This window comes from Hymenobacter sp. BT559 (genome assembly GCF_016427535.1).
Classification (GTDB): Bacteria; Bacteroidota; Bacteroidia; order Cytophagales; family Hymenobacteraceae; genus Hymenobacter.
On sequence record NZ_JAELXV010000008.1, the window covers coordinates 20761 to 42881 of the forward strand.

22 protein-coding genes are annotated in these 22121 nt (G+C 57.8%); 12 read left to right on the forward strand and 10 right to left on the reverse strand.

All coding sequences use genetic code 11. The annotated features are described in order from the left end of the window. Positions 1-210 precede the first annotated feature (210 nt). Positions 211-378 carry a hypothetical protein gene (locus JAO77_RS21200; RefSeq protein WP_198992453.1) on the forward strand — a complete coding sequence of 56 codons (168 nt, stop codon included), beginning with the start codon at positions 211-213 and terminating at the stop codon, positions 376-378. Between the two features lie 391 nt (positions 379-769). After that, positions 770-1204: a DUF4890 domain-containing protein gene (locus JAO77_RS21205; RefSeq protein ID WP_198992455.1), complete on the forward strand. Its 435-nt coding sequence runs from the start codon at positions 770-772 to the stop codon at positions 1202-1204. 169 nt (positions 1205-1373) lie between these two features. On the opposite strand, the gene JAO77_RS21210 is transcribed toward JAO77_RS21205, so the two are convergent. Together JAO77_RS21210 and JAO77_RS21215 are read right to left on the reverse strand one after the other, a co-directional pair. After that, on the reverse strand, positions 1374-2048 hold the full coding sequence (locus JAO77_RS21210; RefSeq protein ID WP_198992458.1) for a porin family protein: 675 nt from the start codon (positions 2046-2048) through the stop codon (positions 1374-1376). Positions 2049-2095: 47 nt separating this feature from the next. Further along, positions 2096-2386, reverse strand: coding sequence for a hypothetical protein (locus JAO77_RS21215; RefSeq protein ID WP_198992460.1), 291 nt, complete (start codon positions 2384-2386; stop codon positions 2096-2098). A 162-nt stretch (positions 2387-2548) separates the two neighbouring features. On the opposite strand from JAO77_RS21215, the gene JAO77_RS21220 reads away from it, so the two are divergent. The 5 genes from JAO77_RS21220 (at position 2549) to JAO77_RS21240 (ending at position 7148) form a co-directional block, all read left to right on the forward strand. Beyond that, complete coding sequence (locus JAO77_RS21220) at positions 2549-4360, forward strand: ABC transporter ATP-binding protein (RefSeq protein WP_198992461.1); 1812 nt, start codon at positions 2549-2551, stop codon at positions 4358-4360. A gap of 389 nt (positions 4361-4749) precedes the next feature. Beyond that, positions 4750-5547, forward strand: coding sequence for a M57 family metalloprotease (locus JAO77_RS21225; protein WP_235998548.1), 798 nt, complete (start codon positions 4750-4752; stop codon positions 5545-5547). Positions 5548-5699: 152 nt separating this feature from the next. Next, positions 5700-5939: an ABC transporter ATP-binding protein gene (locus tag JAO77_RS21230; protein WP_198992464.1), complete on the forward strand. Its 240-nt coding sequence runs from the start codon at positions 5700-5702 to the stop codon at positions 5937-5939. A gap of 69 nt (positions 5940-6008) precedes the next feature. Beyond that, entirely contained in the window at positions 6009-6731 is a 723-nt protein-coding gene (locus JAO77_RS21235) for a hypothetical protein (RefSeq protein WP_198992466.1), read from the forward strand. A gap of 135 nt (positions 6732-6866) precedes the next feature. Continuing rightward, positions 6867-7148 (forward strand): barstar family protein, encoded by a 282-nt coding sequence (locus tag JAO77_RS21240; protein WP_198992468.1) that lies wholly within the window; start codon positions 6867-6869, stop codon positions 7146-7148. 55 nt (positions 7149-7203) lie between these two features. Here JAO77_RS21240 and JAO77_RS21245 read toward each other — a convergent pair whose 3' ends face one another. Continuing rightward, a complete protein-coding gene (locus tag JAO77_RS21245; protein WP_198992469.1) occupies positions 7204-7947 on the reverse strand; it encodes a TlpA family protein disulfide reductase in 744 nt (247 codons plus the stop codon). Between the two features lie 951 nt (positions 7948-8898). Next, the gene (locus JAO77_RS21250) at positions 8899-9801 is read right to left on the reverse strand and encodes a LysR family transcriptional regulator (protein WP_198992470.1); all 903 of its coding nucleotides are present in this window, start codon (positions 9799-9801) and stop codon (positions 8899-8901) included. A 115-nt stretch (positions 9802-9916) separates the two neighbouring features. Between JAO77_RS21250 and hppD the strand changes: the two genes are divergently transcribed. The 3 genes from hppD to JAO77_RS21265 all read left to right on the forward strand — a co-directional run bounded on the left by hppD (position 9917) and on the right by JAO77_RS21265 (position 13426). Beyond that, positions 9917-11047, forward strand: coding sequence for a 4-hydroxyphenylpyruvate dioxygenase (gene hppD / locus JAO77_RS21255; RefSeq protein ID WP_198992471.1), 1131 nt, complete (start codon positions 9917-9919; stop codon positions 11045-11047). A gap of 105 nt (positions 11048-11152) precedes the next feature. Then, complete coding sequence (locus tag JAO77_RS21260; RefSeq protein ID WP_198992472.1) at positions 11153-12319, forward strand: homogentisate 1,2-dioxygenase; 1167 nt, start codon at positions 11153-11155, stop codon at positions 12317-12319. A gap of 96 nt (positions 12320-12415) precedes the next feature. Beyond that, entirely contained in the window at positions 12416-13426 is a 1011-nt protein-coding gene (locus JAO77_RS21265) for a fumarylacetoacetate hydrolase family protein (protein WP_198992478.1), read from the forward strand. A 58-nt stretch (positions 13427-13484) separates the two neighbouring features. Here the strand turns inward: JAO77_RS21265 and JAO77_RS21270 are convergent, their stop codons facing one another. After that, positions 13485-14978 (reverse strand): helix-turn-helix domain-containing protein, encoded by a 1494-nt coding sequence (locus JAO77_RS21270; RefSeq protein ID WP_198992480.1) that lies wholly within the window; start codon positions 14976-14978, stop codon positions 13485-13487. A gap of 302 nt (positions 14979-15280) precedes the next feature. Between JAO77_RS21270 and pckA the strand changes: the two genes are divergently transcribed. After that, the gene (pckA, locus tag JAO77_RS21275) at positions 15281-16930 is read left to right on the forward strand and encodes a phosphoenolpyruvate carboxykinase (ATP) (protein WP_198992482.1); all 1650 of its coding nucleotides are present in this window, start codon (positions 15281-15283) and stop codon (positions 16928-16930) included. Between the two features lie 231 nt (positions 16931-17161). Here pckA and JAO77_RS21280 read toward each other — a convergent pair whose 3' ends face one another. Then, positions 17162-18427 (reverse strand): competence/damage-inducible protein A, encoded by a 1266-nt coding sequence (locus JAO77_RS21280; RefSeq protein ID WP_198992484.1) that lies wholly within the window; start codon positions 18425-18427, stop codon positions 17162-17164. 115 nt (positions 18428-18542) lie between these two features. Between JAO77_RS21280 and JAO77_RS21285 the strand changes: the two genes are divergently transcribed. Continuing rightward, entirely contained in the window at positions 18543-19364 is an 822-nt protein-coding gene (locus JAO77_RS21285; RefSeq protein ID WP_198992486.1) for a DUF4197 domain-containing protein, read from the forward strand. Positions 19365-19547: 183 nt separating this feature from the next. Here the strand turns inward: JAO77_RS21285 and JAO77_RS21290 are convergent, their stop codons facing one another. The 4 genes from JAO77_RS21290 to JAO77_RS21305 all read right to left on the reverse strand — a co-directional run bounded on the left by JAO77_RS21290 (position 19548) and on the right by JAO77_RS21305 (position 22030). Further along, a complete protein-coding gene (locus JAO77_RS21290; RefSeq protein ID WP_198992488.1) occupies positions 19548-19910 on the reverse strand; it encodes a hypothetical protein in 363 nt (120 codons plus the stop codon). A 96-nt stretch (positions 19911-20006) separates the two neighbouring features. Continuing rightward, a complete protein-coding gene (locus JAO77_RS21295) occupies positions 20007-20723 on the reverse strand; it encodes a spheroidene monooxygenase (protein ID WP_235998549.1) in 717 nt (238 codons plus the stop codon). A gap of 17 nt (positions 20724-20740) precedes the next feature. After that, a complete protein-coding gene (locus JAO77_RS21300) occupies positions 20741-21202 on the reverse strand; it encodes a hypothetical protein (protein WP_198992490.1) in 462 nt (153 codons plus the stop codon). A gap of 315 nt (positions 21203-21517) precedes the next feature. Further along, positions 21518-22030 (reverse strand): pyridoxamine 5'-phosphate oxidase family protein, encoded by a 513-nt coding sequence (locus tag JAO77_RS21305; RefSeq protein ID WP_198992491.1) that lies wholly within the window; start codon positions 22028-22030, stop codon positions 21518-21520. Positions 22031-22121: the final 91 nt, after the last annotated feature.

Genomic DNA, 22121 nt, shown 5'->3' on the forward strand with positions numbered 1-22121 from the left:
GCTGAGTGGTGGCCCAGCTAAATGTCTAGGTCAGAGGCCTAAGTAGACAGCTGCGTTGCATTAATCAGCTATTCTTCATAAATACCTGCTTATGGGTATTGGATGGCTTCAGCATGTGTCGTTGCTTTGTGTATTGACCTGGCTTTGTGCTATAAATCAGTAGGATGGTATCCTGGGCCCAGGCAGTAATAATTCTCCATTTTCCTAGTTATGAAAACACATTTACCACCACGAGCACATTGGTCAACCCCAGCCGTATGGCGCACTTCGGCAACGTCGGCTCCCATTTGGGGCACCGTGTCGGTATCGCAGCTGCCGGCCCGAGCACTGCCGCAGCCCCTGCCGGGCTGCCAGCTGCAAGTGCTGTTGCGCATCTGATGGCGGGCCGTAGCGGTCTGTGGGACTGTGCTTAAGCCAATAACGAACAGGGAGCGACCTCAACGCCCCCCAACTAGTGCTTGCCGCTAGCTGGGGGGCGTTGGGCTTGGTGGCAGGGCCGCTTAGCTACCTAGGAGCGGTGAAAAAAGGAACTGGTGCGGCCTAGGTCTGGAAATCCGGGCTGTTGGTCGGGGTGTAGGGGGCATACGCCCGTAGGTTTTTTGGGCTGGTCATTTTCGGCCGGGGGTTTGTATAAGCTGGGTCAGGCCGTGATAAACAATGGATGGCTGATACAACTAATTGCTTGCCGATTATTTGTAATGAAGCTATGCTGCTGAAAGCCTGCCTGTAGTCATATCCCTATCCTTCCACTCTTTCTCAATCTTTTTTCGTGAAAAAGTTTTTGTTGCCCCTGCTCGCCGTGGTTGCCATCTCGTTTAGCGCAGCCGCCCAAACCACTCCGCCCCAGAAGGGCGACCACCCCCGCCGCTCGCCCCAGGAAATGGCGCAGCACCAGGCTAAGCGCCTCAGCAAGGAACTGAGCCTGACCGCCGACCAATCAACCAAAGTAGAGCAGATTATGGCGGCCCGCGCCCAGGAAATGCAGGCCCTGCGCGCCGATGCCAGCACCCGCCCCACCCGCGAGCAGATGCAGGCCAACCGCGCCAAGTACAGCGACCAGCTCAAGCAAGTGCTAACGCCCGAGCAGTTTGCAAAATACACCACCCTGGCGGCCAACCGCCACCACGGCCACGGCATGAAAGACGGCAAGCTCAAAGCCAAAGACGGTAAGCTGAAGTTAAAAGCTAACTCCAACGCCAGCTAAGCTGTCTGCTGCCCAAGCTGCCACAAAAAAGGCCACTCCTGCCTAGGAGTGGCCTTTTTTGTGTAATCTAACAACCTAGGCAGCCTAAGCTAGCCAATGCAGTTGCGGAGTCAGCCTGCCGCCGGCCGGCGCATCCGTTAAATCCTAAAAATCCGTTTGAATCTGCGGTCTATTTGCCGCCGAGCATGAAGCCTACATACGCCTGGAAGGTCGAGTTGCGGGCATTGCGAAACTCGTCGTTGCTGTAACCATCCTTAGCAAAATCGGTGAAGGCGCCGTTGTAGCGCAGGCCCACCAAGAAGCCCGACTCAGCCTGGAAGCCCAGGCCAGCGGCGTAGCCTAGCTCGTTGCGCTTCACGCGGTCGAGGTCAGAAGTCTGCGAGCTGACAGAGCTCACGGTATTGCCGTTCAGGGTTTGGGTGCGGTTGTTGCTGATGCTTAGCAGGTAGCTATACTGCGGGCCAGCTTCGAAGAACACACCGCCCGTTTTGAGGCGCAAGAGCACGGGCACATCGAGGTAATCGTAGCGTACGTTGCCCGTGTTGCGGATGGTGTTGTTAAGAAACGTGTACTGCCGGTCAGCATACTTGAAGCCTTTTTGCGAATACAAGCCTTCAATCTGGATAGCCAGGAAGTCGTCGTCTATCAGCCCTAGGTTGACGATGGCGCCGCCCTGGAAGCCAAAGCGGTTTTTGTACTGGTCCTGCTGCACGAGGTCACCCGAAAGATTCGAGAGGTTGGCACCAGCCTTGAGGCCAAAGCGAACCGACTGAGCATGAGCGGCCGGGGCCGCAGCAGCTACTGCCAAGGCAACAGCAGCAGTGCTAAAAAGTAGTTTTTTCATAAGCCGCCATACGAATAAACGTTGCGAATGGATGGAAATTCGTTGGCTTAAAATAGCCCCGTGGTGTGTTTGCGGCCGCTAGAACCGTGCTTAAGCGGCTTATTGCTATGGTGTCGAGCGGCCGGATTTCCGCGGTGCAAAAAGCCAAACAAACCCCGCTGCTCGCGGCTGTGGTAGCGGTAGGTGGCGTATACCGGTACGTAGTCGCCCTGGCTGGGGCGGTGGCGCCGAAAGCCCCGGCCCCGCCAGGTAGTAGAAGCGCTTTCGGTAGGAGCGGCCACGGTGGCGGTGGCCAATAGGCCAATGAAGCCGCTGATGAAGAGGGCAGTCCGTAACATAATAAGAGCAGAATGAAAGGAGAGAAAAGCAGCTGGCCAAGCCAGCGGTAGCGCCCTGCTACGTTGCTCCTAACTCCAAGCGCGTGCCAATTAGTATACCTAGGGAAATAACCTGCTGGCTAGCGCGCCCGTCTAACCGGCTCACCCTTGCCCCGCGTGCCCATGAGCCTTTGGCAAATTATTCAACGCCTGCTACCCTTTGTGCGGCCCTACCGTTCGCTGGTTGTCAGTACGTTGCTGCTCACGCTGGTGGGCTCGCTGGCCGCGCAGGTCAACCCGTTTGTGCTGCGCTACACCGTCGATACGGTGCAGGGTTTGCTCAACCGAGGTCAGGGGCTGGCCGAAGGCTGGCATATGCTGCTGTGGGTGAGTGGCTTGCTTCTGGGTAAGGAGTTGGTAAATACGGGTATCACCTTCGGGCAGAAGTACTATGGCGAAAAAATCCGCATCAGCGTGTCGGGGGCGTTGGCCGAGGCGGCTGTCACCAAAATCTTAGGGTATGAATTGGGCTTTTTCTCGGAGGGCGGCAACCAAACGGGTAAGCTCCAAACCCGCATCGACCGGGGCGTAGAGAGCCTGATGAAGCTGGTGCAGAACTTCTTTATTGATATTCTGCCGCTCTTTGCCAACGCCATCGTGGCGCTGGTGGTCATGTTTTTTGCCAATAAGTGGGTCGGCCTGGTGGCGCTGGCCGTGCTACCGGTCTACTTCTGGCTCAGCTACCGGCAGGCCGACCGCCTCAACGGCACCCGCCGCAAGTTGCGCAGCCTGCGCGAGGAGAAAAACCACGGCCTCATCAGCATCATCGACAGCATCGTGGTGATAAAGAGCTTTGTGCGTGAAGCTTACGAGGGTGATAAGCAGCTCGCCGTGCAAGACCGGCTGGAAGAAGCCCAACTCTCGACGCGCAGAACCAACTTTCGCTACGACGGCCTCAAAACCTTCGTGGAGCAAATTGGGGTGGTGGCCATCATCGTGCTCACGGCCTACCTCGTGCTGGCCGGGCAGATTAGTATTGGGGCGATAATGTTCCACATACTTTTATTCAACAATGTATCGGCGCCCATCCGGCAACTGCACCGCATCTACGACGAGATGAACGAGGCCCTGACCTACGCCGAGGGCTTTTTCGCCATCCTCGATGCCGACGACCAGACCGAGCGCCCCGGCCCACTACGGCCCGCGCACCTCTACGGCCGCTTTGAGCTGCACCACGTCGATTTTACCTACCCCAGCGGCACGGCCGCCCTGCACGATGTGAGCCTGACCATCGAGGCGGGCAAAACCACCGCGCTCGTAGGCCTCAGCGGCGCGGGCAAGAGCACGATTATCAATCTGCTCTGCGAGTTTTACCGCCCCAACGGCGGTACCGTGCTGCTCGACGGCCAGCCGCTGAGCGAGTACGACACGCACGCTCTGCGCCAGCAAATCGGGTTGGTGCTCCAGAAAAACCACATTTTCAAGGGCACCATTGAGGAGAATATCCGCTACGGCAACTTCGCCGCCACCCAGGCCGAGATAGAAGCCGCCGCCCGCCAGGCTTACCTCCACGACCAGATATTAGACCTACCTAGGGGCTACCAGAGCGATGCCCAGCAGCTAAGCGGCGGGCAGCAGCAGCGCATCGCCATTGCTCGGCTGTTCCTCAAAAACCCACCTATCATTTTTCTCGACGAGCCCACCGCCAGCCTCGATGCCATCGCCACCGAGCAAATCAAAAACAGCCTCGACGCCATCAAGCAGGGCCGCACGGTGGTTATTATCTCCCACAGCCTCGCCCAAATCGTAGATTCGGACTGCATCTACGTGATGAAAAAAGGCGAAATGGTAGAAAGTGGCACCCACCTGCAACTCTACGAAAAGCGCGGTACCTACCGCGAGATATTCGACGCCTCAGCTCGCAGCCTCAACATTGAGAAGCTGGCCAAAACAATGGCCGACGACGGCGACGAGGTGCTGGATACGGCGCTGTGAGCGGACGCAAGGAGTGGCATGCGTAGCCAGTCGGCGAGTGATTTACGCACGCCATTCGCTCAGCTAAAGGAAGAGACGAAATAAAATTTTTGCGGAAATAGCTACCCTCTTGCTAAAAGCATCAGCGGCGAAAAATGAGCGGCGTAAATTTGGAGATTTTATTATCAATCATGTAGATAAATATCTTTTAATTAAGTAGATAGTCTAGTATAGAGGAGCACACCACAGGACTTGGGTAGAGGGTGGTTTTGAGGAAAGGCAGGTGGCAAGCTGGGCCTGTGGCGGTGGGGTTATGGCACCCTAGCCCGATATGTGGCGGAACCTAATTGGCTAAAGAGGAGCTTTTACGCCGACAATTCACCAACGTTTCATCTCTTAGCCACCCCTTTATGATGAAGTCTATTTTGAGCCGCAAAGTAGTAGGATTGCACAAGGCCCTGGGCCTGGCCGCCGGCGCGGCATTGATGTTCTCGTGCGAATCGAAGAGCAAAGAAGAGATGGCGCCCAACAGCGCATCGGCCGTGCCAGTGGCCGAATTGACCACCTTTTTGGCGACCTCGACGGGCGTGAAAGCCGGCGACATCGTGTACAATGAGGCGCAAAAAAGCTTCATACTCGAAGGCGACGTGCTGATTACGGCGGCCGATGCCCAGGAGCGCATGGCAGCCAGCACCGGCCGCGCTGCGCAAGGCGAGCAGTGGCGCTGGAACTACCTGGTGTCGAACACCTACGTCACCAACATCGACTATTTCATCAATGCCGACGTGCCTGCTGATTGGAAAACGGCGACCCGCGCCAGCATCACCAACTGGAACGCGGTGAACGGTACCAAGCTGTTCTTGCGGGAGGTAACCAGCAGCAGCGCGGCCGATGTGGTGGTGAACCTAGGCTATGCCGACGAAAACTGGATTGCCCGCGCCTACCTGCCTTACTCCAATGGCCGCCCCGGCAACACGGTGACCATCAACACCAAGTACAACTACTTGAGCGCAAGCTACAAGGAGTTTACCATGACCCATGAGATGGGCCACATCCACGGCCTTACCCACACCAACCAGACGCAGGGCGTCTTTATCACGGGCACGCCCACTACCGATGCTAATTCGGTGATGAACGCAACGGTGCTACCGTGGCAGGGCTTCACGACCGGCGATATCAAGGCTGTGCAAACTATCTACCCGCAGTAGAGAAACTTGTTAAGTGACTTTATCTAAAAAGGCCGGCTTCTCAACGCGAGAAGCCGGCCTTTTTAGATATTTAGGCGCAAGTTCAGCGTAACATAGCTGTTCTTTGCTGCTGTCAGCGGCGTTAGCTCATCTCCCACTGCCTCGCCCAAATCGTGGATTCGGACTGCGTCTACGTGATGAAAAATGGCGAGAGGATGGAAAGCGGCACCCACCTGGCGCTCTACGAAAAGCGCGGTACCTACCGCGAAATATTCCATGCCTCGGCGCGCAACCTCAACATCGAGAAACTAGCCGAAACAATGGCCGACGATGGCGACGAGGTGCTGGATACGGCGCTGTATTTTGGCAGTAGCTGCCACGCGCCTTACGTAGGTATCAGTCAAAAAAGATAATTATTAGCTCGTCTTGGCTGTGTTCATTTACTTTGTTACTGACCTATTCTGCGTTATTTAATAAAGTTGATGAAATATAATTTTTACGTTCTTCTCGCAAGCGTTAGCTTACTGACTGGCTGCGGTAAAGACAGAGAAACCCAGCCGGCGCTAGTAGGTAGCTTTGAAGCCGAGGCCGTTATCAAACCGGCCCCTATCATGATGTACACCAGTACAGGGATGGTTGATAATCAAATGCTGGTTGATAAGTTTTTAGCTCGGCGCAATAGAAACGCTGGTACCTACTTTTCACGAGTTGAGGTACCGCTGCCTACTACCCAATCTCTTATACTGGCTTTCCGAGGGAATAATAGAGTCACACTCTTGGATAAAGGTCCAACACGTACAGACAGTATTCAGACCGACGTCACCTCCCAGTCGTCGCAACGACTGGTGCTAGCACAAAAAGACTCTGTGGTCATACTGCAGGGCTCATCAACAGATAGGGCAGAGCAACTATCCGGTATGATGCAACTAGAGCAGCCCGGCCAGCGCTGCCAAATTTTACCGCCTAGCAGTGGCATACCATCCCTATACTGCCGGGTGCGAACAATTCGAGTTATTACGCGCCACAATGGCCAGCTCTTTCTGCCGCAGCTCAGTTGGCTCATTCAGACGTCCACTGCTTACGCTACCTCCTATTGGGCCTACAAGGGCGTGCAAAATACGTTTAATTCGGCTGTTATCAATCAGTTAGTCGCCGGCGATACCCTAGTGGTGCAAGCCAGAGAGATTCCTTTTTTAAAGAAATAAATCAGCCCCTTATCTTTTTATAAAACCTGCTTAGGCAACGAGTTTAGACCATTACTTCGCCGGCGCATTAATTACAAGTTTAGCGTAGCGTAATGCACGCTAGTGAGGCAATGAAGCGAGAAAATAACAAGAATAATGACAAACAATGTTGTAACAATTGACCTAGCAGGAATTGATAGCAAGGTTGCCATTCACCAAGCGTTTAAGCAGCACCTAGGGTTTCCCGACTGGTACGGCCCCAGCTGGGATGCGCTGTGGGACGCTATTATTGCGGTAGTAGAAATGCCGGAGGAAGTAGTGCTGCGCAACTGGCAGGGATTTGCCGAGGCCTGCCCCAAGGATATGCAGATACTGCGGCAAATCATCCACGATTACGCCGAGGAAATGCCGGCCAAGCGCATCGTACTGGCTTCCTGAGCAGACCTAGCTCGTTGGCAAGGCTGCGCCTAGGTTAGCGACTAGTGCACGGGCGTTACTGCAAGGCTACTGCCTGCTTGAATGCCCCTGCGTTACTGGGATTAGGGAGACGCAGCATCTTCACAACCCCATTGCCATCAAGCATCAATAAGCGAGGTATGCCGCCACCAATCAGATTGAAATAGGTAGCTAGAGGCACTTTCTTGCCATTGCTGACTACATTATAAGCGTGGTCAATAAGCTGATACTGCCGGGCTTCGGCTTTCATGCGCTGGTAGTCCTTGGGCTCGTCGAGGGAGATGTAGAGGAACTGGTACCCTTGCTGTTTCAGGGCCGCTACCTGCTCGCGGCCTGCCCGAAACTCCTGCTTGCAGGGGCCACACCAAGTAGCCCAAAAGTCGATGATAAGAGGCTTGCCCCGGTATTTATCTAGTACTTGCTGCACCGAAAGCAGCGTGCTATCGGCCGTGAGCAGCTTGCTTTGCAGCACCCAGGCGGGCAGCGGCTCGTTGGTTTTGGCATAAAACTCTGAGTTAAATGTAGCCCAGGCCTTATAGGCAGGTGCTTGAATAAGGGCTGTTTCGCGGGCTATCAGCGGCTGCAAGGTACGTTTATCTAGCCCGCTATTCTCGGCATTGGCGTAATCCCTGACAAGCATGCCCACTAAGTAATCGCGCACTGGCCCCGTAAAGTGCTGTCGTATAAACTGAGCATTGCCCTGAAAATTAGCAATGGTGTGTTCGGCCCGATTGCCGTCCGTCAGCCGAATGAGGCCGTACAGGCCTACTGGGTAAAGCATAAAGCCAAGTAAGGCGGGCTGGTTGAGTTGCTGAAAGTTTAGCGTATCCGACTTTACCAGGGGAGAGGGAAACGGAGCGTCAGCCCAGTTCTTTTGCCTGTAGTAGCCCGATGTTCGATGTATGGCTAATATACCTGTCTTTGTCGCGTTGGCAGCATTACGCAGCAGTGGGCTCATCCCTCGCGCGGCATATTTGCTAATAAGGCTGTCAATAGCCCGACTGTACTGGCCAAGTACCCGCTGATGAGCCTGCCAGCTCTTGGCCGCATGCAGTTTCTCATTGAAATGCAAGGCGGCACCTACTTGGTCTGCATTTAGCCAAAACTGATAGTTAAGCGCGTTTTTGCCTTCGACAGTAAGCGTCTGCGGTTTTTTAGCAGCCGATAGCGTCAGCGTTAGTTTATCGCCCGGCGTTAGCAAGCAGTCAGCTCCTGGGCCACGGTATACGTTGTAATAGGCGAAAGTAGGTTGCTTGAGTACCGCCGTGGTGATAGTAAATAAACTGTCGTTGGTATAAACGCTCTGATACATAGGGGCCCTGACATATGACGCATCAGAGAAGCCATTCGACTGGTTAACCCACACCATGGTGCGTTGATGAGATTTATCAATTCCCGTTATCACCACTGCTTGCCCATAAGCAGTAGATAACGATAGCAGAAGCAGGAGCGTTAGTAGGTGCCGCATAGGGGGAGCGTGTTAATGAACGGATGATGAATATATAGTAATATCATACTCGCTTACAGCACTTTTGTTGCGCGTGGGTGGCGCAGTTTTGCCCGAGTTGGCCCTAGGTCGCTTTTCTAGCCCCAAGTAGGTAGTAAAGGGCCGTAAGGGCAAGGTAGAGGTAGGTGATTTAGCGGGTGCCCAGCTCTTGGAAAATGCTTTGCAATCCGACCTGCTTCGGCCAGGCTCTGCATGGCCAGTTCTCATACACTCTTAATACTCAGCCTAAGCGAGGCGGCAGCACTGCGCCAAGGCCTGCCAAAGTGGCTCGGCTGAGTGAGCGGCCTGGAAAACCACGCACTGCGTAAGCGTCACGGGCGAGCCATTGGCTACCCGCAGCGGACGCGTAACCACCCCCGCCAGCGTGCCCATGTCGAAAAAGGACGGCACGAAGGCTACGCCGATACTTAGGCCCACAAAGTGGCCCAGCAGCTCTAGCGACGAGGCTTCTTGCACAATGGCCCCCTGCCGGCTGAAGCCCGCACGCTGGCAAAGCTGCTCGATTTCGTCGTAGACTGGGTGCAGGTGGCGGCTGATTTCTACCCACTTCTCGTGCGCCAGCTGTTCTAGTAGTACTGCCTCGGCCGCGGCCAGTGGGTGCGTGGCGGGCAGGGCCACCGCCAGCTCGCCCTGCCCAAAGGGCCGCGCCGTGAGGCCTGGGTGCAGCAGCGGCAGCATGGTAAGGCCCACCGCGATGCGGCCCGCCGCCAGGGCGTGCTGCACCGCCTGGTAGTTAGGAAACTCGTGCAAGTGAAACTGCACCTCGGGGCAGTGCTGGGCGAAGCACTGCATGATACCCGCCAGCCGCTCGGGCCGCAGCAGCTGGTAGTAGCCTAGGTCCAGTACTTGCGACTGAGCGCCCACGCGCCGCACCGCTTCGATGGCTTCTTGGTGCTGTTGTAGCAGGCGCTGGGCTTCGGCCAGGAACACGACCCCAGCTTCCGTGAGCACTACCCGCCGCTGGCGCTGGCGCTGGTGTTGGTCGAACAGCGCCACTTGCAGCTCTTTTTCTAGGAGCTGGATTTGCTGGCTGAGCGCCGGCTGCGATACGCACAGCTTTTCGGCGGCGCGGCCAAAATGCAGCTCCGTGGCCACCGCTGTGAAGTACCGCAACTGTCGAAATTCCATGCTCGAATGTAATAAGAAATACTTATCAGCCTTATCATAAACTGATATTGGACAATGCCCTGGGGCAGGCAGTACTATTGCGGCATCTAGCTCATCTTATTTCTCCCACCCGCCCATGGAACCCCTAGTAGCCCAAGAACTTAAGCAGCGCGCTGTCACCGATTTTTTGCCCCTGCTGGGCACTGACTATCTCGAGCTGTACGTCGGCAATGCCAAGCAGGCAGCTTATTACTATAAGGCTGCGTTTGGCTTCCAAACCGTGGCCTACGCCGGCCCCGAAACGGGCGTGCGCGACCGGGCCAGCTACGTAGTGCAACAAGGCAAAATTCGGCTGGTGCTCACCACTGCGCTGCATTCTGACCACGTTATCTCCGACCACGTGCGCCAGCACGGCGATGGTGTCAAAGTGCTGGCCCTGTGGGTTGATGATGCCTACGCCAGCTACGAGCAAACCATGGCCCGCGGTGCCCGTAGCTACCAGGAGCCTCGTACGCTCCGCGACGAGCACGGCGAGGTGCGCACGGCCGGCATCTACACCTATGGCGAAACAGTGCACCTCTTTGTGGAGCGCAAAAACTACCGCGGTGCCTTTCTGCCCGGCTACGCCGCCCAAACGTCGGCCTTCAACCCCGAGCCCACGGGCCTGCTCTATGTGGACCACTGCGTGGGCAACGTGGGCTGGAACCGCATGAACGAAGCCGTGAAGTGGTACGAGGACGTAATGGGCTTTACCAATATTCTCAGCTTTGACGACAAGCAGATTACCACCGAATACTCGGCCTTGATGAGCAAGGTCATGAGCAGCGGCAACGGCTACGTCAAGTTTCCCATCAACGAGCCAGCCGAGGGCAAAAAGAAGTCGCAGATTGAGGAGTACCTGACCTTCTACGAAGGCGAGGGCGTGCAGCACATCGCGGTGGCCACCAATGACATCATCAGTACGGTGCGGGCCTTGAAGAACCGCGGCGTAGAGTTCTTGCATACCCCCGACAGCTACTACGACAACCTGCGGGCGCACGTGGGCAACATCGACGAGGACGTGGAAGCCCTGCGCAGCCTGCGCATCATGGCCGACCGCGACGAGGAAGGCTACCTGCTCCAGATATTCACCAAACCCGTCGAGGACCGCCCCACGGTCTTCTTCGAAATCATTCAGCGCAAGGGCGCCCGCAGCTTCGGTGCCGGCAACTTCAAAGCCCTATTTGAGAGCCTAGAGCGTGAACAAGACCGCCGGGGTAATCTTTGATTAATTGTTAATCATTAAGGGTTAATTGTTAATGCTGCCCAGCGACTACCTAGGGCCAGTTAAACAACATTAACAATTAACCATTCACCATTAACAATTAAACCAATGCCTATCTATCATAAGCTGGGGCAGGTGGCGGCCACGCGCCACACGGTGTTTGAGAAGCCCGGCGGGGGGCTCCATTACGAGCAGCTATTCGGCACGATTGGCTTCGAGGGTATGTCGTCGCTGCTATACCACCTGCGCCCGCCCACGGCGGTGCGGGAGGTGCGGAGCGAAACTGACATGACGCCGAAAATTGCAGTGGCGAAGAACATCAAAGCTCGGCTGCTCAAAGGCTTTCAGGTGCCGCCGCAGGACGACTACCTAGCGGCCCGCACGCCGGTGCTGGTGAATAGCGACGTACACATCTCGCTGGCCGCGCCGCGCCAGTCGCTCACAGCGTATTTCTACAAAAACGCCGATGCCGACGAGCTGCTGTTCATCCACCGGGGCAGCGGGCGGCTGCGGACCCAGCTGGGTAACATCGCTTTCGAGCCCGGCGACTACTTGCTGATACCTAGGGGCCTTATCTACCAAATCGAGTTTGAGTCGGAAGATAACCGCCTGCTCATCACCGAGTCGTTTCACCCAATTTATACGCCTAAGGGCTACCGCAACCACTTTGGCCAGCTGCTCGAGCACGCGCCTTACTCTGAGCGCGACTACAAGCTGCCGACCGAGCTAGAGACGCACGACGAAGCCGGCGACTTCGTGCTGAAAATCAAGAAGCAGGGTGTACTGCACGAGCTGGTATACCCCTCGCACCCCTTCGACGTGGTGGGCTGGGACGGCTACAACTACCCCTACGGCATGAACATCCGTAACTTTCAGCCGATAACGGGCAAGGTGCACCAGCCGCCGCCCGTGCACCAACAGTTCGAAACCAAGGCCTTTGTGGTGTGCTCGTTTGTGCCGCGGCTCTTCGACTACCACCCGAAGGCGATACCCGCGCCCTACTACCACTCCAACATCGATTCGGACGAGATGCTGTACTACGTGGACGGGAATTTTATGTCGCGCAACAACATCGAGCAGGGGCACATTACGCTGCACCCCGGCGGCATTCCGCACGGCCCTGCGCCTGGCGCCTACGAGCGCAGCATCGGCAAAACCGGCACCGACGAATGGGCCGTGATGATTGATACCTTCCGCCCCTTGCAGCTCACCGAAGCCGCGCTGGCCCTCGACGATGGCGCCTACTACAAGTCTTGGCTGGAACCGGGGCGTTAGGAGTACCTAGGGTCTTGTTGCAAGGGACGGGCAGTTAACGCGTTCGCCATTTACCAGTAATCTGTTTTAATCAGCTTTAATCAGCCGCGGCTTCTTATGAAACTAGCCACCTATGCGCACGGCGCCAGCGGGCGGCTCGCACTAGTGCACCTAGGTCAGCTCTACGATTTGCAGGCCCTCGATGCGCGGCTACCCGCCACCATGCGTGAGTTTTTGCAGCGCTGGGATGAGTGCCTGCCGCTGGCGCAGGCCGCTGAGCAGCTATTGCGGCGCACCCCGCGCCCCGGCGTGCCCCTGGCCGACACCCAACTGCTGGCGCCCGTCAACGAGCCCATGTCTTGCCGCGACGGCTACGCCTTCAGGCAGCACGTGGCCACCGCCCGCCGCAACCGCGGGGTACCCATGCTGCCCGAGTTTGACGAGTACCCGGTTTTTTATTTCACCAACCACCACAGTGTGCAGGGGCCGGGCCCCGTGCGCTGCATGCCCGACCATTTTCACAAGCTGGATTTTGAGCTGGAAATAGCCATCGTGGTGTGCCGCCCGGGGCGCAACATCGTGGCGGCCGAGGCCGATGAGTACATCGGCGGGTTCATGATAATGAACGACCTCAGCGCCCGTACCCTGCAAATGGAAGAGATGCTGCTGAACCTAGGGCCGGCCAAGGGCAAGGATTTTTGCACTACCCTTGGCCCGTGGCTGGTCACGCCCGACGAGTTGGCCTCTTACCGGCTGCCCGCCAAGCCCGGCCATACCGGTCACGCCTACAACCTGCGCATGACCTGCGCCGTGAATGGCCGCCAGGTCAGCGAAGGCAACGTGGCCGACATGGACTGGACCTTTGCCGAGCTGCTAGAGCGCTGCGCCTACGGCGTAGACCTGCGCCCCGGCGACGTGCTGGGCAGCGGCACCGTGGGCACTGGCTGCTTTTTAGAGCTTAACGGCACTGGCCGGCTCCGCGACCCGGCTTACCAAGAGCAGTGGCTGCAAGCCGGCGATGAGGTGACCATGACCATCGAAGGCCTCGGCACGCTAACCAATACCATCGTGGCCGAAGTGTCAACGCACTCCTTACTGGCTCTGAAGAAGCCACGCGTAGCTAGCTAACTGCCTAAATTAGTAGACCTAGGGCGTCGGTTTTGGGCAGTGTCTACTTATGGCCATTCTACCCTTGCACCAACTCCGCTACAGCGGCCTCGAAGGTGGCGCGGCGGGCGGCTTGCTGCACCTGGGTGGGCGGCGCGGCGCGTACGGTGCAGTCGGCTATGGGGCAGCGCTCGCAGGTTTCGTTGACGGTGATGAGGGGCAAGGCTGGGTCGGGGAGGAAGGCTACTTGCTGGCGCAGGTTGTCGTCGCAGTGCAGGCCGATGGTCACGCTCATGGCGGGCTCGGTGGCGGTGCCCAGGCGGGCTAGCGAGAAGCACAGGTACTCGTCGTCGGTGCCTAGGTACTGCGAGCGCTGGGCGGCGGCCAGGCGCAAGGTGGTGCCGGTGGGTGGCAGGGCGCGGCCTTCGGCCAGTAGCTGCAGGCTCACCCAGCGGCGGCAAAGGTGCTCGTGCTGCTCGTTGCCGTGGGGGTTGTGCAGGCGCGAAAGGTGCAGCTCCTTGGTGAGGCGGTAGGGCGCGCCGGCCTGGTCCTGGTCGAAGCGCAGAAAGAATAAGCTGCTGAGCCCAAAGTGCTTGGGTAGCAGCGTGGCAATGCGCTGCATCAACATTTCGGGGCTCACGTCGTAGCGCGTGAGCAGGGCCAGCCAGGCGGCGGGCTGCCAGGTGGGGGCCGCAAACAGCTGGCGCAGGTCGCGCACCAGGCTGTCTTCCTCCATCAAGAGCACACTCGCGAAATAGGAAGCTCGAAAGTTATTGAGCACTTCCTCAAACGAGCGGGGTTCCAGGGGGTTGGGGCTGGCGTAATGCCGCTCCTTCAGCTTTAAGTAATTGAAGCCTAACTCCCGACCTAGGACGAACGCCTGCTGGCCTCGGCTCAGCGTTGGTATCATGAGCAGGGTTTTGGTGGCGGGCCGAAACACCGAGCGCAGCCGCCCGGCCACCACTACCGGGTTGCCGGCCAGCGTGGTGCGGTCGATGGTGTAGCCGTAGTGCTGGGTCAGGAGGGTTTCGAGTTGGGCTAGGTCGAAGGGGGGAGTGGCCGTAAGGTGGTTAGTAGCCACAAATGCCTGCGCATCCTGCTCTAAGTCCTCAAAATAGTTGTCGTGCATCTCGCGGTACGAGCGCAGCGCGGCCACGAAAAAATGCTCTTGGCGCAGCTCGTAGTTGCGCGCAATCTCGAAGAGCGTGCTGATGAAGGCGTTCATCTTGGCCGGCGCGTTGGCGATAAGCTCGAACAGCTGCATGGGGTCCAGCCCATACAGTTCCAGCGGAAACTCTTGCAGCGCCTGCGATTGCAGCAGGTCGGCAATGGGCTCGAGGCGGCGCGGCAGCACCGTAGACGTTAGCTGGTCGTAGCGCACACCTAGGCACTTGCTCAGGCTCAGTATTTTATCGGCCTTGGGGTATTTTTTGCCCTTCTCAATCTCGTTGAGGTAGCTCACACTCAAGTCGCAGGCGCGGGCCAGCTCGGCTGGCGAAAGGCCACGCTCTTGCCGCAGCTCGCGCAGCTTCAAGCCAAAAATGAGACGGACAACCTGGCCGTGGTTTAGCATAAGGATAGGGGCGATGGAGGTAAAAGTAGGCAGCCAGCCAAGGCGCGCACGAGCCCAGCTCAAAAATTCTCAGCCATCCTAAAGTGCCGCAGGGGCATTTAAACCGCTTTTTTCTATCGACAAAGCTACCGCAGTTCGAGCGAATTATAATTGTTAGCGAAAATTCGCTAACAATTATAATTCGCTCGCGTACTTTTGCCACTACCATTCCCACCTATCGCTCTCGTGGGGCCGGGGTACGCATCACCCTGGCTCCGCAATGGCCTTCTCAGTAACTCATTCTTACCACTCAATCCTCTTTTATGTCAGCTACCGCCAACATTCTGAGCCGCTTGCAGTCCCTAGGCTTCCGCCGCCTAGCCAATGCCTACCTCAACCTGCCGCCCGCCACGCTGGTAGAGGCCGCGGTGTGCCGCAAAGAAGGCGTGCTCACTGACACAGGCGCACTAATGGCCGACACCGGGCAGTTCACGGGCCGCTCGCCTAAGGACCGGTTTATCGTGCGCGACGAAAACACAGCCAACAGCTTGTGGTGGGGCGACATCAACATTCCCTTCGAAGCGGACAAGTTTGACCAACTGCACCAGAAAATGGTGGCCTACCTAGAGGATAAAGAGCTGTACGTGCGCGAAGGCTATGTCGGGGCGCACCCGGCCTCGCAGCTCAAGCTGCGCATTGTGAATGAGCTGGCCTGGCACAATCTATTCTGCTACAACATGTTTCTGCGCCCCGAAGAAGGCGCGGATACCAGTTGGGCGGCCGACTTCAGCATTATCTGTGCGCCCGGCTTCGAGGCCGACCCGGCCGTGGACGGCACCCGGCAAAAGAATTTTGCTATCATCAACTTCACCAAAAAGCTGATTCTAATTGGCGGCACGGGTTACGCTGGCGAGATGAAAAAAGGCATCTTCGGCGTACTCAACTATTTGCTGCCCCACGAGCAAGATACGCTGCCCATGCACTGCTCGGCCAACATCGGCTCTCACGGCGATACGGCTATTTTCTTCGGCCTCTCGGGCACCGGCAAAACCACGCTCAGCACCGACCCCAACCGCCACCTAGTGGGCGACGACGAGCACGGCTGGCTACCCGGCCAGGGCGGTATCTTCAACTTCGAGGGCGGCTGCTACGCCAAGGTTATCGACCTGAGCCAGGAGAAAGAGCCCGAAATCTGGAACGCCATCAAGTTTGGCAGCATCGTCGAAAACACGCGCTTCGCGCCCGGCACCCGCACCGTCGATTACGCCAACAAGTCGGTGACGGAGAATACCCGCACGGCGTACCCCATCGACTACATTCCCAACATCGCGGTGCCGAGCATCGGGCCGGTGCCCACCAATATATTCTTCCTCACCGCCGACGCTACTGGCGTGCTGCCGCCCTTGAGCAAGCTCGATAAGAGCCACGCCATGTACCACTTCCTGAGCGGCTACACGGCCAAGGTAGCCGGCACCGAAATGGGCGTAGTGGAGCCGCAGACCACGTTTTCGGCTTGCTTTGGGGCGGTGTTTCTGCCGCTGCATCCCACCAAATACGCCGAGATGCTGGGCCGCCAACTAGACGAGCACCCCGTAAACGTATGGCTGGTGAATACGGGCTGGTCGGGCGGCGGCTATGGCGTCGGCAGCCGCATGAAGCTGAGCTACACTCGCGCCCTCATCACGGCCGCCCTCACCGGTCAGCTCGACGACGTAAAGTTCCGCCCGCACCCCGTGTTTGGGGTGCAGGTGCCCGGCGCCGTGCCTGGCATACCAACCGAGCTGCTCGACCCGCGTCGCACCTGGGCCGATAAAGAGGCCTATGACCGGGCAGCCAATCAGCTGGCAACGAAGTTTATCACCAACTTCGAGAAATACGCCGCTGCTGCGAATGAGGAAATATTAGCCGGTGCACCGGTAGTAGCGCAGGCTGTTGAAGTCAAGGTAGAAGCGCCAGTGTTGATGGCTGCCTAAGTTGCTGCTCGTCAGGCTTGCGCGCCTCATTCCTCAATCTTCTCTCAAAAAGAGAACCGGACGACTTTCAACAAAAGCAAAACGGCTTTCAGCAGATGCTGAAAGCCGTTTTTTATTGGTTTCTTCTCCGGTAGTGGAGCAAAGTAACAGCATTTGTTTAGCGCGGCCGTTCAGGTGCGATTGCTTCGCTGCGCTCGCAATGACAGATGGTAATAGGCAAGCTAGAACTAGCTACACCTTCAGCAACGCGGCTTCCTTATGCCCCGCCAACTGCTGCCACAGCAATATCAGCACGGCCTGGGCGGTGTACTCGATGTTGGTTTGCCGGCCGCGGTCGATGTTAATCTGCCGGCTCACGGTGCCGTGGGGGGTGGCGCAGGCAATGCAAATAGTACCCACTGGCTTGAGCGGCGTGCCGCCGCCGGGGCCAGCGATACCGCTGGTGGCCAGCGCAAAATCGCACCCTAGGCGGGCGCGGGCGCCCTCGGCCATCTCGCGCACGGTGGCCTCGCTCACGGCGCCGTGTTGGGCCAGCGTCTCGGCATTCACACCTAGGAGGCTCTCCTTAATGTCGTTGTCGTAGGCCACTACGCTGCCGCGGAAGTAGGCCGAGCTGCCCGGTACGCTGGTGATGCGGGCCGCCACCGCGCCGCCGGTGCAGCTTTCGGCAGTGCCGAGCTGCCAGTTGTGGGCTTTCAGGATTTGGCCCACTACCACTTCGAGAGGCGAGTCTTCTTCGGCAAAAATGTACTCGCCAATGTGCTCGCGCAGGGCGGGCAGCAGGGCCAGCATGCGGACGCGCAGGTCGGGCTGGCCATCAGGGGTGCCGGTGAGGCGCAGGCGTACACTGCCCAGGCTGGGCAGGTAGGCCAGCTTGATGTTGGGCGGCAGGGCGCTTTCCCAGTCTTTAATTTTTTCGGCCAGGAAAGATTCTCCTAGGCCGGCCGTCATGACCACGACGTGCTCGATAGGAGCGAGGTCAAATTTCTGCTGGAGCTTGGGCAGCACTTCATCCTGCATCAGGCGCTTCATCTCGAAGGGCACGCCGGGCATGCTGATAAATACGGTGCCCTGGTCTTCTATCCACATGCCGGGGGCGGTGCCTACGGCGTTGTGCAGCACCTCGGTGCCCTCGGGCACCATCGCCTGCTGGCGGTTCACGTCGAGCATAGGGCGGTTGAAGCGCTTGAAAATCTCCTCTACGTGGTGCAGCGTGGGCTCGTGCAGCACCAGTTCGCGGCCGAAGTAGCGCGCCAGCACGTGCTTGGTGAGGTCGTCTTTGGTAGGACCTAGGCCACCGGTGGTGAGGATAACTTTGGCGCGCTGCCGGGCTTGGTCCAAGGCAGCTACTATTTCGTCGGCGCGGTCGCTCACGCTGGTTATCTGGCGCACGCGCAAGCCGAGGCGGCCGAGCTGCTGGCCCATGAAGGCCGAATTGGTGTCTACGACCTGCCCATAGAGCAGCTCGTCGCCGATGGTCATGATTTCAACGTCCATGAAGGGGGGAGTGCGGAGTTTGGCAAGGTTTTTTAGGCAACTTTGCGTAGTGGTGCTTGCAGGACAGCTATACGAGCCGTCTGGTTTTTGAGCCCGCCTTTTCCTACTGATTTATATGAAAAATCTCCTACTAGCCCTGGCCCTGCTCGCCGCCGCGCCGGCCGTGGCCCAGACCAAAAAGACCACCACGACCAAAAAAACGACAACCACCAAAAAAGCCGCAGCCAAACCTGCTGCTAAAACCACGACCACAAAGAAAACTACCACTGCTACCAAAGCTGCGGCCGTCGCCACCCCGGCCCCCGCGCCCGTAGCGCCGCTCACCGAGGCCGAAGCCAATACCGGCCTCAAAGAGGCCCTGACTACCGGCGTAACCAAAGCGGTGGCCTTTGCTTCCGAAAAGGACGGTTTTAACCTCAACGACGACATTCGCATCCCGTTCCCGGCCGATGCGCAGCTCGTGGCTACCACTCTCAGCGCGCTGCCCGGCCCGGTGGGCAAGGTGGCTGTGGAGCAAGCTACTAACCTCATGAACCGCGCTGCTGAGGTGGCCGCGCCCGCTGCTAAAGACATCTTCCTCAATGCCGTGCAGCAGCTTACCCTCACCGACGCCCTCACGCTCGTGACCAGCGGCAACAAAGACGCCGCCACCCAGCTGCTGCGCAAAAACTCGGAAGCTGCACTGGTGGCCGCCCTGCGCCCCAGCATCGTGCAGAGCCTCGACCAAGTGGGCGCCAACGCCGCCTACGCCAAGCTCATCGACCGCTACAACAAAATTCCGCTGATGACGCCGGCCAAAAATAACCTTACCGACTACGTGACGGCCCAAACCGTGGACGGTCTCTTCATCTTGCTGGCCCAGCAAGAAGCCAAGATTCGTCAAAACCCGGCCGCACAGAGCACCGCCATTTTGCAGCGCGTGTTCGGCAAAAAGTAACCTAGGTCATGCAGAGCGCAGCGAAGCATCTGGCGTGGTGCAGTAACTAATAACGTAAAAATTTACTGCGCCACGCGAGATGCTTCGCTGCGCTCTGCATGACAGTTCTGGAAAGGATTAGCAAAAAAGGCCCCGCCACTCAACCGAGTAGCGGGGCCTTTTCGCATTTCAAAAATTCAGCGCTTAGTAGTCACTGTCGTAGTCGTCGCCGCGGCTGCGGCTGCGAGATGAGCTGCTACCGCCGAAGTCGTCATCATCGTCGTCGTTGTCGAGGTCGTCGTCATCGTCGAGGGGGCCAAGGCCGCTGGCTCCGTCGGGGTCTTCGGCGGCTTCGGCGGTGGCAAATTCTTCTTCGGTCATGGCGGCCAGGTCCAGCGCCTCATCGTGCGAGGAGCCGGTGTCGCGCCACATCAGGTAATCGGCGTACTTGGCCGAAAGCTGGTCCTCGCCCGAGCCGCGGGTTTTGGCGCCGCCCGTGCGGGCAAACGTGTCGAGGTTATCGTCGTCGTCGAGGTTATCGTCGTCCAGGTTATCGTACTGTCGCATGGCTAAAAAGGGCAGTAGAGAGTGAATAGATGAGGTTTCGGGGATTGATGCGAAGATACGGGCGGGGCCGAAATTGGGTTTGCGCCGGGGCGGCTTTTACTGCGCCGCCACGTCGCTGACCAGGGGAGCCTGGCCGTCTACCGTACCCCGGCTGCTTAGCACCCGGAAGCGGGCAAATAGTTCCTCGCCGTACCAGCCTTCGCGGCGCGTGAGCTGAATCACCTCACGGTGGCGCGCGTCGCGGTAGGCATACTGCTGCATGGCCGCGGCCGACTCCCAGATGCTGAACGTGGCCTGCCGCACCAGCGGTAGCTCGCCCAGCCCGATGGCTAGCCGCACGCCCGGCGCCTCGGCCAGCGCCCGGCTTGTGGGCTCGACGTAGCCCCAAAACCGCGCTGCGCGCCGCAGCCGGATGCTGGCCCGCGTGAGCACCGCCACCGGCCCGGCCTCTGAGGCGTCGCCTAGGGTATCGGTCGGGTAGTCAAAGGGATTGGAACCGTTCCAGAGCCCATGTGAGCGCAGGGGGGCCAATTCGGCGGTCCAGATTTCGCGGCTGCGCCGCTGGTAATCAGCCCACAGTGGGTGCGCCGTGAAGAAGGCCGTAGCGTCCTCGGCCGTGTCCCAGACACCTAGGAAGCCGTAGCGGTCGAGGTTGGGCAGAAAGCCGAAGCCGTTGGCCGCGCCGCTGCCCAGCAGCTGAAAAAAACGCAGGCCCGCTACCTTCCTTAGCGTGCCGGGCGAGGTGCCCATTTGGGCCAGGCCCCAGCGCCGCTGGCCGGGCTGCAGGGTGAAAATAGTAATGGTCGTGAGCATTCGTTTTGTCTAACCTACTACTCCGGCTCACTTGTTTCATATTCTCCTATTACTTCTTGCCAGAATTCGTTTTTCGCGTCAGGAATACTGCGCAAGAGCTGTACGGAGGCCGCGGCATCGTCCGCCGTTTTGGCCAGTTCGGTAAGTAGGTGGGTAAAGTCGAGCAGCGTAGCCGCAACTCGGAGCGGTGTCCAGGTGCCGGCCCCGTGATAAGAAAAGTAAACCGGAAAGCCCGCTTCCTGCTCCAGGAAATCGACGTAAAAAGGGTCATCAAAATAGTTAGCCGCTACTACGTACCACGAGGGCCGAAAATCGCCCGCTTGCTCTCCCGTTAGTGGTTCGCCGGTAACGGCGTTGTAGCGATAACCCGCCTGAAATTCAGTGAATTTATCGGGTGTAGGGTAATGGTCCGGCAAACACATTTTACCAACCTCAATCCCTCGTTCAATAAACTCGGCTACTTCTGGCGGAATGGTCATAAGGTCTTAGCTAAGGGCGTGTCTAGAAATTATAAAAAGCACCTTATTTGTTTGTCATGTTGAGCCCCGCGAAGCATCTCTACTGCATCGCTGGAAAGCTGCTCGATAAGGTAGTAGAGATGCTTCGCGAGGCTTAGCATGACCGAACATTAAGATGCTACACACGCTCTTAATAAATGGCAGAATGCCAAAACAGCCACTAGAAATTCGATTAGAATCTCCAGTGGCTGTTCGTAATGTTGTAGACAGGCGGCTCGCTTTCGCTTGCAAATCAAAAATTTAACGGCAATCGAAAGCTGACAGGTCAGAAAGCAGTTACACTTTTACCTGAGCGTGTTGGTTCACGTCGTTCGAGTCGCTGCCTTCGCCCGTAGCTACGGCACGTAGGTAGCCATAAGCACGCGACAGCACGCCGCTCGGCGAATCCCAATACTCTGCTTTCTCGATTTTGACTTTCAAAATCATGATGTTTGGGTCTTCTTTGCCCTTCGGGAACCAGGCGCGCATGTCCTCAGTGTACAGCTCGGCGATTTTGGCTTCGTCGCGGTAAGCGCTGGCCGTGCCCGATACCGAAGCGTACACGTTGTCGCTGGGGTTAGAGTAGCTCAGGTTTACTTGGTTATCCTGTTTCACCTCGTACACCTTGGCCGAGTCCTTGTCGGTGAGGAACAGCAGCGAGCCATCGGCGTCGGGCTTGATGGTGGCCATGGGGCGGCTGTGCAGCTTGTGCTCCTCGTCGTAGGTCGAGAGCATAGCGATGCGTACATCCTTAATTTTTTCGAACAGCTTGCCTAGGTCGTGGGTGACGGGCGTTTGAGATTCAGACATGGAAAGAGAATTTTTGAAAGAAGAAATACCATGGAAGCGCCTAGGGCACCGCCCGGTGGTGGGTTGTGCTTACGGCCGAACTGGTTTCTAG

Excerpts from the sequence above, each read along its gene's own strand:
- JAO77_RS21240 (WP_198992468.1), top strand. The coding sequence starts at position 6,867 with ATGACAAACAATGTTGTAACAATTGACCTAGCAGGAATTGATAGCAAG.
- JAO77_RS21210 (WP_198992458.1), bottom strand. The coding sequence starts at position 2,048 with ATGAAAAAACTACTTTTTAGCACTGCTGCTGTTGCCTTGGCAGTAGCT.
- hppD (WP_198992471.1), top strand. The coding sequence starts at position 9,917 with ATGGAACCCCTAGTAGCCCAAGAACTTAAGCAGCGCGCTGTCACCGAT.
- JAO77_RS21280 (WP_198992484.1), bottom strand. The coding sequence starts at position 18,427 with ATGGACGTTGAAATCATGACCATCGGCGACGAGCTGCTCTATGGGCAG.
- JAO77_RS21250 (WP_198992470.1), bottom strand. The coding sequence starts at position 9,801 with ATGGAATTTCGACAGTTGCGGTACTTCACAGCGGTGGCCACGGAGCTG.
- JAO77_RS21220 (WP_198992461.1), top strand. The coding sequence starts at position 2,549 with ATGAGCCTTTGGCAAATTATTCAACGCCTGCTACCCTTTGTGCGGCCC.
- JAO77_RS21305 (WP_198992491.1), bottom strand. The coding sequence starts at position 22,030 with ATGTCTGAATCTCAAACGCCCGTCACCCACGACCTAGGCAAGCTGTTC.
- JAO77_RS21200 (WP_198992453.1), top strand. The coding sequence starts at position 211 with ATGAAAACACATTTACCACCACGAGCACATTGGTCAACCCCAGCCGTA.
- JAO77_RS21285 (WP_198992486.1), top strand. The coding sequence starts at position 18,543 with ATGAAAAATCTCCTACTAGCCCTGGCCCTGCTCGCCGCCGCGCCGGCC.
- JAO77_RS21235 (WP_198992466.1), top strand. The coding sequence starts at position 6,009 with ATGAAATATAATTTTTACGTTCTTCTCGCAAGCGTTAGCTTACTGACT.
- JAO77_RS21300 (WP_198992490.1), bottom strand. The coding sequence starts at position 21,202 with ATGACCATTCCGCCAGAAGTAGCCGAGTTTATTGAACGAGGGATTGAG.
- JAO77_RS21260 (WP_198992472.1), top strand. The coding sequence starts at position 11,153 with ATGCCTATCTATCATAAGCTGGGGCAGGTGGCGGCCACGCGCCACACG.
- JAO77_RS21215 (WP_198992460.1), bottom strand. The coding sequence starts at position 2,386 with ATGTTACGGACTGCCCTCTTCATCAGCGGCTTCATTGGCCTATTGGCC.
- pckA (WP_198992482.1), top strand. The coding sequence starts at position 15,281 with ATGTCAGCTACCGCCAACATTCTGAGCCGCTTGCAGTCCCTAGGCTTC.
- JAO77_RS21295 (WP_235998549.1), bottom strand. The coding sequence starts at position 20,723 with ATGCTCACGACCATTACTATTTTCACCCTGCAGCCCGGCCAGCGGCGC.
- JAO77_RS21290 (WP_198992488.1), bottom strand. The coding sequence starts at position 19,910 with ATGCGACAGTACGATAACCTGGACGACGATAACCTCGACGACGACGAT.
- JAO77_RS21245 (WP_198992469.1), bottom strand. The coding sequence starts at position 7,947 with ATGCTTTACCCAGTAGGCCTGTACGGCCTCATTCGGCTGACGGACGGC.
- JAO77_RS21270 (WP_198992480.1), bottom strand. The coding sequence starts at position 14,978 with ATGCTAAACCACGGCCAGGTTGTCCGTCTCATTTTTGGCTTGAAGCTG.
- JAO77_RS21225 (WP_235998548.1), top strand. The coding sequence starts at position 4,750 with ATGATGAAGTCTATTTTGAGCCGCAAAGTAGTAGGATTGCACAAGGCC.
- JAO77_RS21265 (WP_198992478.1), top strand. The coding sequence starts at position 12,416 with ATGAAACTAGCCACCTATGCGCACGGCGCCAGCGGGCGGCTCGCACTA.